Annotated in this window: 12 protein-coding genes; 6 read left to right on the forward strand and 6 right to left on the reverse strand. The window is 32.7% G+C overall.

Going from position 1 to position 13107, the window contains the following annotated elements; translation table 11 throughout:
- Positions 1 to 12 precede the first annotated feature (12 nt).
- Together VGE71_RS22995 and VGE71_RS23000 are read left to right on the forward strand one after the other, a co-directional pair.
- The gene (locus VGE71_RS22995; RefSeq protein ID WP_331140416.1) at positions 13 to 483 is read left to right on the forward strand and encodes a nuclear transport factor 2 family protein; all 471 of its coding nucleotides are present in this window, start codon (positions 13 to 15) and stop codon (positions 481 to 483) included.
- A 123-nt stretch (positions 484 to 606) separates the two neighbouring features.
- Entirely contained in the window at positions 607 to 2349 is a 1743-nt protein-coding gene (locus VGE71_RS23000) for an APC family permease (protein WP_331140417.1), read from the forward strand.
- Between the two features lie 303 nt (positions 2350 to 2652).
- On the opposite strand, the gene VGE71_RS23005 is transcribed toward VGE71_RS23000, so the two are convergent.
- The gene (locus VGE71_RS23005) at positions 2653 to 4140 is read right to left on the reverse strand and encodes an aminotransferase class V-fold PLP-dependent enzyme (RefSeq protein ID WP_331140418.1); all 1488 of its coding nucleotides are present in this window, start codon (positions 4138 to 4140) and stop codon (positions 2653 to 2655) included.
- Positions 4141 to 4322: 182 nt separating this feature from the next.
- Between VGE71_RS23005 and msrA the strand changes: the two genes are divergently transcribed.
- Both msrA and VGE71_RS23015 read left to right on the forward strand, forming a co-directional pair.
- The gene (gene msrA / locus VGE71_RS23010; protein WP_331140419.1) at positions 4323 to 4856 is read left to right on the forward strand and encodes a peptide-methionine (S)-S-oxide reductase MsrA; all 534 of its coding nucleotides are present in this window, start codon (positions 4323 to 4325) and stop codon (positions 4854 to 4856) included.
- Between the two features lie 119 nt (positions 4857 to 4975).
- On the forward strand, positions 4976 to 6544 hold the full coding sequence (locus tag VGE71_RS23015; RefSeq protein ID WP_331140420.1) for a protein adenylyltransferase SelO: 1569 nt from the start codon (positions 4976 to 4978) through the stop codon (positions 6542 to 6544).
- Between the two features lie 81 nt (positions 6545 to 6625).
- Here VGE71_RS23015 and VGE71_RS23020 read toward each other — a convergent pair whose 3' ends face one another.
- Positions 6626 to 7594 carry a YpdA family putative bacillithiol disulfide reductase gene (locus VGE71_RS23020; protein WP_331140421.1) on the reverse strand — a complete coding sequence of 323 codons (969 nt, stop codon included), beginning with the start codon at positions 7592 to 7594 and terminating at the stop codon, positions 6626 to 6628.
- Between the two features lies 1 nt (position 7595).
- Positions 7596 to 8069: a CYTH domain-containing protein gene (locus tag VGE71_RS23025; RefSeq protein WP_331140422.1), complete on the reverse strand. Its 474-nt coding sequence runs from the start codon at positions 8067 to 8069 to the stop codon at positions 7596 to 7598.
- Positions 8070 to 8255: 186 nt separating this feature from the next.
- On the opposite strand from VGE71_RS23025, the gene VGE71_RS23030 reads away from it, so the two are divergent.
- Positions 8256 to 9167, forward strand: a complete 912-nt coding sequence (locus VGE71_RS23030; protein ID WP_331140423.1) for an OmpA family protein — start codon at positions 8256 to 8258, stop codon at positions 9165 to 9167.
- A gap of 20 nt (positions 9168 to 9187) precedes the next feature.
- Positions 9188 to 9736, forward strand: coding sequence for a hypothetical protein (locus VGE71_RS23035; RefSeq protein WP_331140424.1), 549 nt, complete (start codon positions 9188 to 9190; stop codon positions 9734 to 9736).
- A 95-nt stretch (positions 9737 to 9831) separates the two neighbouring features.
- On the opposite strand, the gene VGE71_RS23040 is transcribed toward VGE71_RS23035, so the two are convergent.
- From VGE71_RS23040 to VGE71_RS23050, 3 genes are all read right to left on the reverse strand, one after another.
- The gene (locus VGE71_RS23040; protein ID WP_331140425.1) at positions 9832 to 10866 is read right to left on the reverse strand and encodes an o-succinylbenzoate synthase; all 1035 of its coding nucleotides are present in this window, start codon (positions 10864 to 10866) and stop codon (positions 9832 to 9834) included.
- A gap of 100 nt (positions 10867 to 10966) precedes the next feature.
- Entirely contained in the window at positions 10967 to 12202 is a 1236-nt protein-coding gene (locus tag VGE71_RS23045) for a hypothetical protein (RefSeq protein ID WP_331140426.1), read from the reverse strand.
- Positions 12203 to 12418: 216 nt separating this feature from the next.
- The gene (locus VGE71_RS23050; protein WP_331140427.1) at positions 12419 to 13096 is read right to left on the reverse strand and encodes a metal-dependent hydrolase; all 678 of its coding nucleotides are present in this window, start codon (positions 13094 to 13096) and stop codon (positions 12419 to 12421) included.
- Positions 13097 to 13107: the final 11 nt, after the last annotated feature.

The raw sequence follows: 13107 nt of genomic DNA on the forward strand, positions 1-13107 counted from the left end.
TAAAAATTTCCTATGAATCCTAATGAATCCTTAATAACAAAATTTTATACTGCCTTTGCTAACGCCGATGCTAAAACGATGAGTGAATGTTATCATCCAAAAGTTCATTTTATAGATCCGGCTTTTGGTTTACTTAAAGAAGAACAGGTTTCTAAAATGTGGGAAATGCTCTTGTCAAAAAGTAAAGGGAATTTAAAAATAGAATTTTCTAATGTAAAAGCCGACGATTCGACAGGATCTGCAAATTGGATTGCTACTTATAATTTCAGTAAAACAAACAGAAAAGTAGTTAATAAAATTAGAGCTGAATTTGTCTTTCAAGACGGATTAATTATCAAACACACTGACAGTTTTGACGTTTGGAAGTGGTCTAAACAAGCTTTTGGCACAACAGGTTATTTGCTTGGTTGGACAGGTTTTTTTCAGAATAAAGTTCAAAAACAAGCTTTATTGTCGCTGCAGAAGTTTCAGGAATCCAAATAATAATAAATTAGAAATCTACATAGCGCTTTTGAGTTGGTTTCAATTTATATATCTGCCTTTTAACTGATTATAATTATTTGTTACTTTATTGTTTTGTACTAAAAGTGTTAATCTCGACTACTGATGAAAGAAATTGTACACAAGAAATTAAATCAATTACAGGCAACAGCAATTTGCGGAAATGACATTAGCTCTTCTTGTCTTTATGTTTCTGCTTTAACCATTTTATATGCAGGACAATATGCTTGGATTTCACTTTTAATTGTTGCTGTAGTATTATTTCTCTTTAGAAAAATTTATGGTGAAGTTGTTGGGGCAATTCCTTTAAATGGAGGTGCTTATAATGTTTTATTAAATACTTCTACAAAGAGATTGGCTTCTTTGGCAGCAACTCTTACCGTTTTGTCCTATATGGCGACAGCCGTTATTTCAGCTTCTGAAGGAATGCACTATTTACACGGTATTTTTCATGGATTAAACGTTACGATCGCCACTGTTATTGTCTTAATATTATTTACAGGTTTAGCGATTTTAGGAATTGGAGAATCGGCATTTGTGGCTGTAATAATTTTTCTAACCCATATTGGAACGCTAAGTTTACTAGTATTAGCTTCAATTTGGTTTGTGTTAACGCATGGTTTAGAAACTTTTCATATCAATTGGCATACACCGATAGCTTATGAAAGCATAAAAACAGCACTTTTCCTAGGATTTTCTGCGGCAATGCTCGGAATTTCAGGATTCGAAAGTTCTGCCAATTTTGTTGAAGAACAAGAACATGGTGTTTTTCCAAAAACACTTAGAAACATGTGGGGTATTGTTAGTTTCTTTAATCCTGTTATTGCTATTTTATTAATAAGCGTAATTCCTCTTACAGAAGTAGGTGAAAATAAAGAATCACTTTTAGCCCATTTAGGACAAACAACTGGTGGTTCATGGTTGGCTTGGCTCATTTCTATTGATGCCGTTATGGTACTCTGTGGTGCAGTTTTGACATCATTTGTTGGTGTCTCGGGACTTTTAAACCGAATGACTTTAGATCGAATTCTACCTAATTTTTTCCTGAAACAAAACAACAGGGGATCACATTATAGAATCGTAATCAGCTTTTTAGTGCTTTGTATTTCAGTGCTTTTTGCTACAAACGGACATTTAGAATCTTTGGCTGGAGTGTATACTTTTTCATTCTTAGCTGTAATGGCCTTATTCGGAATTGGTAATCTGCTTTTAAAATACAAACGCAAAAAGTTACCAAGACCAGAACGTGCCAGAGGAATTGCCGTTGTTGCTGCAGTTCTTTTTGTCATAGCTGCATTTATTGGAAACGTAGAGTTGAATATCAATTCGTTTTATACTTTCCTGCAATATATGGTTCCGGCTTTGATCTTTATTGGAGTTATGTTAAATCGCGTTATTTTAATTCGTTTGCTAATTGAAGCTTTAGAATATTTCTATCAACCACTCAGAAAAATGGTAATTGTTAGTAATCGTTATCTGCAGAATCTTAGTGCACAGATTAATTCTCAGGAATTTGTCTTTTTTACAAAAGGGGATGATATTACTATTCTAAACAAAGTTTTGCAGTACGTAGAAGATAACGAAACCACTAAGAAACTTAAAATTGTTCATGTCAAAAACGATTCTACCAATAATGAAGCGCTCAAAAAAGATCTGGAAGTTTTAGATCGCGCTTACGATGGACTCGATATCGAATATCTAGAAATAGAAGGAATTTTCGGCCCGGAAATAATCGATGAACTTTCTCAAAAATGGAAAATTCCGAAAAACTTTATGTTTATTGGTTCGCCTGGAAATAAATTTTCTTATCGAGTTTCAGATCTTGGTGGAGTACGATTGATTATGTAATTTTTTAGAAGCAGAGATATTCGTTTTTTCAAGAAGTGAAGTCCCGCTATACATTCCAATCTTTTATGGTGAACCCCACCATAAAAGGATTTCCATTTCTATCGGGGCTAAAAAAGAACAAATCATTTTCATAAGAAAAGATAAATAACAACAAAAGAATAAACCTGACAGGTTTTAGAAACCTGTCGGGTTTAATATTTTAAATAAAGAGCAAATAATAAGCTTAGTAATCTCTTTAAAGACTCCTAATCATAAAACTGAAAAAACTCTACGAAAATCCTCAGTGTTCTTTGAGTAAAAAGACTAAGATTTAAACCAGCTTTCAACTAATTCATCTTCAAAAGAAGTTGCATTTTTATGAATAAACTCATTTCTGTTTTTATCATAAGAATAATCAAGAGCCCAAGATTCATGATTTGCAGCTAGTTCTTTAATACTTTTACAAACAAAAGCAATCTCTTCGTCTGTAGTCGTTGGGTGAATTGACATTCTAATCCATCCTGGTTTTTTGATTAAATCACCAATTGTAATTTCGTTTACCAGTTTGTTAGACGTTTCCTGATCAACGTGTAATAAATAATGACCATAAGTTCCTGCACAACTACATCCTCCTCTAGTTTGAATTCCGAAACGATCGTTTAGAATTTTTACTCCTAAATTAAAATGAAGATCATCAATAAAAAACGAAATTACACCAAGACGTTCTTTATGTTGTCCTGCCAAAATTTTAATATTCGAAACAGGTTCTAATTCACTGAAAACATAATCAACGATTTCATGTTCACGCTGCATGATGTTTTCAATTCCCATTTCTTCTTTCAACTCAATTGCAAGAGCTGTTTTTATAACCTGAAGAAAACCTGGAGTTCCACCATCTTCACGATCTTCGATATTATCTATATATTTATGTTCTCCCCAAGGATTTGTCCAACTTACGGTTCCACCACCAGGACAATCAGGAATCATATTATTGTATAGTTTTTTATTAAAAATTAAAACACCAGAAGTTCCAGGTCCGCCTAAAAATTTATGAGGTGACATGAATACGGCATCCAAATAAGCTTCTGGATCAGCAGGATGCATATCAACTTCTACGTAAGGTCCTGAACACGCGAAATCAACAAAACATACACCATTGTACTGATGCATTAATTTTGCAGCTGCATGAAAAGGAGTTCTCAATCCTGTTACGTTTGAACAAGCAGTAATAGAAGCAATTTTTATTGTTCTATCATTATATTTTTCTAGTAAAGCTTCTAAATTTTCTAAATTGAAAAGACCTTTTTCACAAGATGGAATAATCTCAACATCTGCAATCGTTTCCAACCAAGACGTTTGATTAGAATGATGTTCCATGTGTGAAATAAAAACAATAGGTTTCTTTTCTGCTGGAACATTTGTAAAGTTCTTCAAATTTTCAGGAACTTTTAAACCTAAAATACGCTGGAATTTATTAATAACTCCCGTCATTCCGGTTCCGTCCGTAATCAAAACATCATCATGATTTGCATTGGCATGACGTTTAATAATATGTCTCGCGTGATGATAAGCTTTTGTCATAGCAGTACCAGAAACAGTAGTTTCAGTATGCGTATTGGCTACAAAAGGGCCAAATTCATTTAATAATTTTTCTTCAATCGGACGATATAATCTTCCGCTGGCAGTCCAGTCAGTATAAATAATAGATTTTCTGCCATAAGGTGACGTAAATTCCTGATTTATACCGACAATATTTTGTCTGAACTCCTGAAAATAAGTTTCTAGGGTGATGGTACTATTTTTGCTATTCATTGGTTGTGTCTTGTGTTTGAATGCAAATATATCGTTTTTTTATAAAATTGCGAATTTATCAATACTAAACTTCAAACATTACATTCCTATTGGGTATCTTTAGTTAAAAGAACTTTTTTTTAATAAATTATCATAATATCCTATCGAATTAATAGACAATAAACTAATAGAAAGTATTATTTATGGGAAATTTATCAGTAGCTACCTTTGGTGGCGGTTGTTTTTGGTGTATCGAAGCTGTGATTCAGCGTTTAAAAGGTGTAGAATCCATAAAATCAGGTTACTCAGACGGATTTATTAAAAATCCAGCATATAGAGAAGTTTGTACCGGAAGAACGGGACATGCAGAAGTTATTCAAGTGACTTTTAATCCTGACATAATTTCATATCACGACTTAATATTTATATTCATGACAAGTCATGATCCAACAACTTTAAATCGTCAAGGAGGTGACAGCGGAACTCAATATCGCTCGATTGTTTTGTATCATAATGACGAACAAAGAGAAATTGCAGAAAAAGTATTTGAAGAAGTTCAACCTGCTTATGCTGATCCGATTGTGACTCAATTAAAACCTTTTGAAGTGTTTTATGAAGCGGAAGATTATCATCAAAATTATTATAATGAAAATCAAGAAGCTGGATATTGCCAAGTGGTAATTGATCCTAAAATTCAAAAACTTAAAAAAATGTATGCTGATAGGTTAATCGGCTAAAGATTTTTGCCACAGATTACACAGATTAAAAGCATTTTTACTGTAGTTATAAATTAAATCTGCAAGATAAAATCATTAAAATCTTTTTAATCTGTGGAAAAAAAAGAAAGAACTTTAAAATGAAAAATTTAAAAATAAACAATCGATTTACAGCCGAATTACCGGCAGATCCTGATTTAACTAATGAAGTTCGTCAGGTTAAAAATACGTTGTTTTCGTATGTAAATCCAACAAAACCTTCAGATCCAAAACTGATTCATGCTTCTGAAGAAGTTGCAGCATTAGTTGGAATTTCAAAAGAAGAAATTCAATCAGAAGAGTTTGTAAATGTTTTTTCTGGAAAAGAAATTCTTCCAGAAACTCAGCCTTATGCCATGTGTTATGCCGGACATCAATTTGGCAATTGGGCAGGACAACTAGGTGATGGACGAGCTATTAATTTAACTGAAATTGAAAACAATAATCAGTTTTATACGCTTCAATTAAAAGGTGCAGGAAAAACTCCTTATTCAAGAACCGCAGATGGCTTGGCTGTTTTACGTTCTTCTATTAGAGAATATCTTTGTGCAGAAGCTATGCATTATTTGGGTGTTCCCACTACCCGATCACTTTCACTGATTCTTTCAGGAGATCAAGTTTTGCGAGACATTTTGTATAATGGAAATCCAGCATATGAGAAAGGCGCTGTGGTGTGCCGTGTGGCTCCTTCTTTTATTCGTTTTGGAAGTTATGAAATGCTCACTGCAAGAAATGAACTTAAAAATCTAAAGCAGTTTGTAGAGTTTACCATTAAACATTATTTTCCTGAAATTAAAGGAGAACCCAAAGAACAATATATTCAGTTTTTCCAGAAAGTTGCAGATACAACACGCGAAATGATTCTGCATTGGCAAAGAGTCGGATTTGTACATGGTGTTATGAATACGGATAATATGTCTATTCACGGAATTACGATTGATTATGGTCCGTATGGTTGGTTAGAAAATTACGATCCGAATTGGACACCAAATACAACTGACAGTCAAAACAGAAGATATCGTTTCGGAAATCAGCCTCAAGTGGCGCAATGGAATTTGTTTCAATTGGCCAATGCGCTTTATCCTTTAGTAAATGAAGCAGCTCCTTTGGAGAAGATACTGGACACTTTTATAACTGATTTCGAAGAAGATTATAAAAACATGTTTTTAAGTAAATTAGGAATATTTACTTCAAGTGATACTGATGATAAAATTGTGAAAGGTCTAGAAGAAATTCTACAATTATCAGAAACCGATATGACTATATTTTTTAGAAATTTAAGTCAAATCAAAAAAGAAGATTCAGTTGAACAAGCATTCGAAAAGATTGAATACGCTTTCTATTTACCAGAAGAAATAAAAGAAAATATTTTGAATGCCTGGCAAAAATGGCTTGCAGTTTATTTGAAACGATTAAGTATTGAAAACTTTTCAGACGAAGAACGTTCCCTTAAAATGAACTTGATAAATCCAAAATATGTGCTCAGAAATTACATGGCACAATTGGCCATCGATGAAGCGGATAAAGGAGATTATACCTTAGTTGATGAATTGTTTCAACTTCTAAAGAAACCTTATGATGAACAGCCAGAATCTGAAAAATGGTTCGCCAAACGTCCAGACTGGGCACGTTCTAAAGTAGGATGTTCAATGCTCTCTTGTAGTTCTTAAAAAGTGTTCTTTGCCACGAATTTCACGAATTGACACGAATTTTTATTTGTTGAAATTAGTGAAATTCGTGGCTTAACAATATTACTTCGAAATGTAATCTACTATTAAATTAGCATGAACTCTTGAATTTTCAATAAACCATTTATGAGTCTGCATTCCGCCGCAGACTACTCCTGCAAGGAATAATCCTTCTACATTGGTTTCCATAGTTTCTGGATTGTAAACTGGAATTTTTAACTCGTCATTAGAAAGCTGAATTCCCATTTTTTCTAAGAAACTCAAATCTGGTTTATAACCTGTCAAGGCCAAAACAAAATCATTTTCAATAGTAATTTTTCCGTTTGGAGTTTGTATTTCTACTTCATTCTCTCGAATTTCAGTAATATTCGACTCAAAATAAGCTGTGATACTTCCTTCAGCGATACGATTTTCAATATCTGGTTTTACCCAATATTTTACACGGTTATTAATTTCATTTTTACGAATCACCATAGTTACATCGGCTCCTTTTCTCCAGCATTCCAAAGCAGCATCAACAGAAGAATTATTGGCTCCTACAACCAAAACTTTTCTAAAAGCATATTCATGCGCTTCTTTATAATAATGACGTACTTTTGTTAAACTTTCGCCAGCAACATTCATTTCAATCGGAATATCATAAAATCCTGTAGCTATAACTACATATTTAGATTGGTATTCAGATTTGTCTGTTTTTAACTGAAAAACATTTTGATCGTTCTTTTGAACATCAAGAACTTTTTCAAACAAATTAATATTAAATTTAAAGTATCTGTGGATATTTCTATAGTATTCCAAAGCTTCCTGACGACCTGGTTTCGGTGCCAGACAATTAAAAGGAATCTCTCCAATTTCTAATCTTTCTGCAGTTGAAAAAAAAGTCATATATAGCGGATAGTTGAAAATACTATTCACTATTGCACCTTTTTCTATAATTAAATATTTTAGTTTTTTCTTTTCGGCTTCAATGGCGCAGGCAAGACCAATTGGCCCTCCGCCAACTATAATAAGGTCAAATATTGTTTCTGTCATTTTATTTTTGCCACTCTTTAAAAGGATTTTTACTTAAATAGGCGTTGTAATATCTTTCGTCATTTGTCACTTCTTCTCCAAGCCAATCTGGTTTTTCGAAAGCTTCTGTTTCCGAATTTAACTCAATTTCAGCCATTATTAAGCCTTCATTTTCTCCGTAAAACTCATCAACTTCATATACATGAATTCCTGATTGTATTTCATATCGGGTCTTTTCAATTTTACCTTTTTCACATAATTTCAAAAGTTCAATTGCTTCGTCTAACGGAATTTGGTTTTCCCATTCAAAGCGGGACATACCACCACTCTGACTTATTCCTTTTATAGTTATAAATCCTTTATCGCCTTTAATTCTGACTCTTACAGTTCGTTCTGGAGCAGAACTCAAATATCCTTGAGCAATTTTATTTTGAGTAAAAGCTTGATTTTTGAAGTCGTCAGATTTTACAAGAAATTTTCTTTCTATTTCGACCATTTTAATTCTAAATTATTTTTTTATGCAAGTTACTCATTTTAATCAAGCCTTCGAAAATTTAAAAAATCAAAAAAATGTTAATTTGAGTTTTGTTTTTCAAATCAGAAAACATTAAAATAACTGATTATTAATATATTACGTGTTATTTTTTTAGTTAAATTTGATTGAATCTTAACTTCATCATCTATGTCTAAAAAAGCACTTTATCTATTAGGCATTGCAATAACCATAATTTTAGGGGCTTATTTATACCTAAAATTCTGCTGCAATTGCTCTGAGAAAATTACAACGGATGATACTCCAAAAGCAGCAGTCCCAACTGTCCAAGAGCCAAATTTTGTTCCGTTTGTATTAAATGGTCCGGGAATTGAATATCAAACTAATGATAATCTCAAGTTCCTTAAAAACAGCGCTACTTTAATAATGCCAGTAAGTGATTCTGTCATTAATGGTATTCAAAAATTAAAGTCTTTCTTGGTTTCCAATCCTAAGCAGAAAATTGTCATAACAGGTTATGCTACATCAGATGAAACCAATTCCACAACTTTTGAGAATTTAGGTCTGGCGAGAGCAAATGAGGTAAAGAATTATTTTGTTTCTGAAGGATTATCGGAGAAACAGTTTTCGACCAAAGGAGAAATCATTGATAAATGGAAAATGAGTGCGGATACACTTCTTGGTCCGTCAAATTATACATTTGAAACTATTGATTCTACTTCAACTTCTACTGATGAATGGACTGCTTTAAAAGATAAAATAAATGCAGATCCACTGGTTCTACATTTTAACACCAATCAGTCCCGCGAGACGCTTACCAGTCTTGAAAAGCAGAAAGTTGCAGATATAGTAAAATATACTGAAAATGTAAAGGATGCAGTTGTATTGGCTGTAGGTCATTCTGATAATGTTGGAAATCGTGATTCGAATATTGTTTTAGGACAAAAAAGAGCAGAATTTTCTAAAAATTATCTTTCTAAAAATGGTATAGATCCGGCGAGAATTGAAACACAATCTAAAGGTCCAGATGAACCAATTGGGGATAATAATACCTCAGAAGGAAAAGCATCAAACAGAAGAACCGTAATTACAATTAAATAACTAATCAAAAACATACGATCATGAATATACCTTGTATCTTAATACCTGTGCTAGTGGGATTAATCTGTGGAATTTTAGGTTACTTACTAGGAAAAATGAATTCAAAAAATGATGATTCATTGGCATTATCACTTCAAGCTGATTTGGATGCATGCAAAGCCAATACTCGAAATTTAAATGCTAGGATTTCTACTTTAGAAGCTGATTTAGCTGCAGCAAAAGCAAATCCGGCGCCACAGTCATTTACAGCAACAGCACCAATTTTAATTCCGTTCAACGGCGAATTGGCAGCAACTGTTCTTGGAAAAAAAATAAAAGAAAATGATCTAAAAGTGGTAGAAGGAATCGGACCAAAAATAGAAGCTTTGTTTAACGATGCCGGAATAAAAACGTGGTATGATCTTTCTCAAGCTTCAACTGAAAAATTACAATCTATTTTGGATGCTGGAGGAGAAAATTATGCGATACACAATCCAAGTACTTGGGCCAAACAAGCTTTGATGGCTTATCAAGGAAAATGGCAGGAATTGAAAGACTGGCAGAATAGTTTGCTAGGAGGAAAAGAGTAAAAAAATAGGTTCAGAGGTTCAAAGTAACAAAGGTTCAAAGGTTTTTCTAGAGGTCTTTAAAACTTTGAACCTTTGTTACTTTGTCTCTTTGAACCTTAAAAAAAAGAATCCCATTCTTTTTCCAAATTATACCAAAGCTGTCCATTTTTTACTTCTAATGGACAATCTATATTATTAGTATATAATGCACCAGTTCCTAAACCTTGTGGCATATTTGAGTTTTGAAGAAATGTCCATTGTGCTATAGCATTAAGACCAATATTACTTTCTAACGCAGATGTAATCCACCAACCAATATTGTATTTATCTGCAAGCGAAATCCATTCTTGAGTTCCTCTAAAACCACCTATAAAACTTGGTTTTAAAATAATATATTGTGGCTTTATTTTCTTTAATAACTCTTCTTTTTCTTCAAAAGAAAATACGCCAATTAATTCTTCATCCAAAGCAATAGGAAAAGGCGTTTCTAAACACAGTTTAGCCATTTCTAAAACATTTCCTTGTCTAATTGGTTGTTCGATACTATGAAGCTGAAATTGATTTAATTGATTTAATTTGTCTAAAGCTTCTGTTGAAGAAAAAGCTCCATTGGCATCTACACGAATTTCGATTTCTTCAGGAGAAAAATGATTTCGGATAAACTGTAATAATTCAAGTTCTTTCTTAAAATCGATGGCTCCAATTTTAAGTTTGATACAATTGAATCCGTTGGCTAATTTATCTTCAATTTGCTCTTTCATAAAAGCAGATTCTCCCATCCAAACTAAACCATTTATAGTTATAGATTTGGTGTTTTTTGTAAAATCTGAAGGAAATAAAAGATAAGGATTTTCACTTCTTAATGATTGAAAAGCCATTTCAATTCCGAATTGAATTGACGGAAATTCTAATAATAATTCCCAAAGTGCAGTTTCACCTAAATGAATATTATCGCAAGCCCATTTTAGTTTTTCTTCATAATCTTCACGATCATCTGCGCTCAAACCACGAAGTATACCACACTCTCCTATTCCTTTTTTACCATTTTCTTCTAAAATAATAAACCAAGTTTCTTTCTCGGTCATAATTCCTCTAGAAGTACCTGAGGGTCTTTTAAATTCTAGTAAATATTTATGGTAAGATGCGTTCATTTTTTTTAAAGGTGCTAAAGGACTGAGGTGCTAAGCTACTAAGGCATTAAATAGACTGCAAGAAATACTCAGAACCTTAGTAGCTTAGTAACTTAGTGCCTTAATTAAATAATTTTAAGATTTTTTCAAAATCTTTTGATGGAAGTCCTACTTTTTGAAAAAGTAGAAAATCAGATTTTGTTTTGTCTTTCCAACTTAAACTATCGGTTACATTTTGATCTTGATACTTCTTATAGATTGCTTTTGCATCGCTATAATTATCACTAATCAAATAAGCATGCGCTAAATTTAATTTGACTAATAATTCAGTATCGTCTAATTTCTCTCCTTCATGCAGTGTTTTCAGTGCTTTTGTGTATTGTTTAGTCAAAATATAGCAGTAACCAAGCGAACTGTAATCTACTGCTGTTGCTTTTCCTTCGTTAATAATGGTATTTAATTTCGGAATAGCCTCATTGTATTTTTGAGTTTTGATTAAAGAAGCTGCTTGTGTTCTTAAATCATTAAAAACATTTTTAGAAATATCAGCATCTTTATAACATGCATTTCCAAAATCTTTATAAACTTTTGTTTTTTCAACCGCTAATAATTTTTGAAATTCATCGTAACGATATTGTTTCATGATTTTATTCAAAATACAAACACAGAAATCGTCAGAATTGGCCATTTTTTGAGCCATTGTCGATGTTTTGCAAAGACTTATAATTTCGTTTTTATTGTCTTGATTCCAACCGCGGTTTAATTTAGTATCAACCCAAGGCACTACTTCTAAAACCACTTTCTGGCTTAAAATCCAGTTTTTGCTTTCAAAGCCAAACCAAATAGTATTTATGTTTTCTTTTAAACAAGACGATTTTCCAACAGATAAACGTTTAGCATCTTTGCTTACGGGTTCTGCCTGAGAAAAACAGGCTTTATCAATTTTTCCGTCTGCAACGTATTTCTTTGCATTTTCATTTGAAGTAAAAATGGAATAAGTACATTCATCATCTCCAGAGATTTTAGACATTAAAAAAACCGCTCCTGCTGATCCCTGACTGACTCCTGTAGGATCTGGAATGGCTTTTAATAAGGAAACCAGACTATTTGTCAATTCCTGATTTTTGTCTAATAATGTAATTCGGTAAACGATTTCGGTAGTTCCAACTGGCAAGTCTTCTGTTGCGATAGAAATTCTATCACGTGCCGGAACCATTATCTCTTTTGTAGTAGCTCGTTCTTTGTCCCAGTAACCATCTTTTTGAGCAAAAAGACTTAATGAAAAGATAAGAAATAGAGATAGAATTGTTTTTTTGAAAGTAGTTTGAAATGATGCTTTAATTGCCACAGATTTCACAAATTAAAATGATTTTTTACTTTAAAACTCGATTATTGAAATAACATAGATTGTGCCAAATAACTTTCTTATAAAATGAGTGCCCTAGCCCCGATTACTTCACTACTATTTTTATTTTAATTGGAGTTCAGTGAACTTCGTTTAAGGCGGTATCCTTTTTTAGGCAATTTTTCTTTGCCTAAAAAAGATATAGCCGAAAGCGGGATTAGCTCCTTATTATAATTCTATAGATTCTCCGATTGCTAAAAGCATTAAATCTTTTCCTTTATCAAAGAATTTACGAATTGATTCTTCATGATCGATTTCGATGTAACCAAAAGTATCAAAATGATAACCTAAAATTTTATCACATTCCACAAAATCTGAAGCGATAATAGCATCTTCAACGTCCATAGTAAAGTTATTTCCAATTGGAAGAATAGCTAAATCTAATTCTGTACGAAGCGGAATCAATTTCATATCGTAAGTTAGAGCTGTATCACCGGCGATGTAAATATTTTTATGTTCGCCTTCAATTACAAATCCACCAGGATTTCCTCCGTAAGATCCATCTGGAAAACTACTTGAGTGAATAGCAGTCACGTATTTTACATTTCCAAAATCGAATTTCCAGTTTCCTCCGTGGTTCATTGGGTGAGAATTGAAACCTTTATTGGCATAATAACTTGCAATTTCTGCATTTGAAACAATAACGGCATTCGTATTTTTCACAATGGCTTCCACATCTAAAACGTGATCTCCGTGAGCATGTGTCAACAAGATATAATCTGCTTTTAATGTGTTAATATCGATTGCAGCTGCTTGTGGATTTCCTGTAATAAATGGATCTACAATAATATTTTTCCCTCCTACTTCAATTCCTAAAGCAGCGTGTCCGTAGTATGTGATTTTCATTTTTTTTTCTA

This window comes from Flavobacterium sp. (assembly GCF_036405015.1).
Lineage (GTDB): Bacteria > Bacteroidota > Bacteroidia > Flavobacteriales > Flavobacteriaceae > Flavobacterium.

What these genes read in the sequence shown, in the direction of transcription:
- VGE71_RS23040 (WP_331140425.1), bottom strand. Translation starts at nt 10,866, where the DNA reads ATGAACGCATCTTACCATAAATATTTACTAGAATTTAAAAGACCCTCA.
- VGE71_RS22995 (WP_331140416.1), top strand. Translation starts at nt 13, where the DNA reads ATGAATCCTAATGAATCCTTAATAACAAAATTTTATACTGCCTTTGCT.
- VGE71_RS23005 (WP_331140418.1), bottom strand. Translation starts at nt 4,140, where the DNA reads ATGAATAGCAAAAATAGTACCATCACCCTAGAAACTTATTTTCAGGAG.
- VGE71_RS23035 (WP_331140424.1), top strand. Translation starts at nt 9,188, where the DNA reads ATGAATATACCTTGTATCTTAATACCTGTGCTAGTGGGATTAATCTGT.
- VGE71_RS23025 (WP_331140422.1), bottom strand. Translation starts at nt 8,069, where the DNA reads ATGGTCGAAATAGAAAGAAAATTTCTTGTAAAATCTGACGACTTCAAA.
- VGE71_RS23020 (WP_331140421.1), bottom strand. Translation starts at nt 7,594, where the DNA reads ATGACAGAAACAATATTTGACCTTATTATAGTTGGCGGAGGGCCAATT.
- msrA (WP_331140419.1), top strand. Translation starts at nt 4,323, where the DNA reads ATGGGAAATTTATCAGTAGCTACCTTTGGTGGCGGTTGTTTTTGGTGT.
- VGE71_RS23000 (WP_331140417.1), top strand. Translation starts at nt 607, where the DNA reads ATGAAAGAAATTGTACACAAGAAATTAAATCAATTACAGGCAACAGCA.
- VGE71_RS23050 (WP_331140427.1), bottom strand. Translation starts at nt 13,096, where the DNA reads ATGAAAATCACATACTACGGACACGCTGCTTTAGGAATTGAAGTAGGA.
- VGE71_RS23030 (WP_331140423.1), top strand. Translation starts at nt 8,256, where the DNA reads ATGTCTAAAAAAGCACTTTATCTATTAGGCATTGCAATAACCATAATT.
- VGE71_RS23015 (WP_331140420.1), top strand. Translation starts at nt 4,976, where the DNA reads ATGAAAAATTTAAAAATAAACAATCGATTTACAGCCGAATTACCGGCA.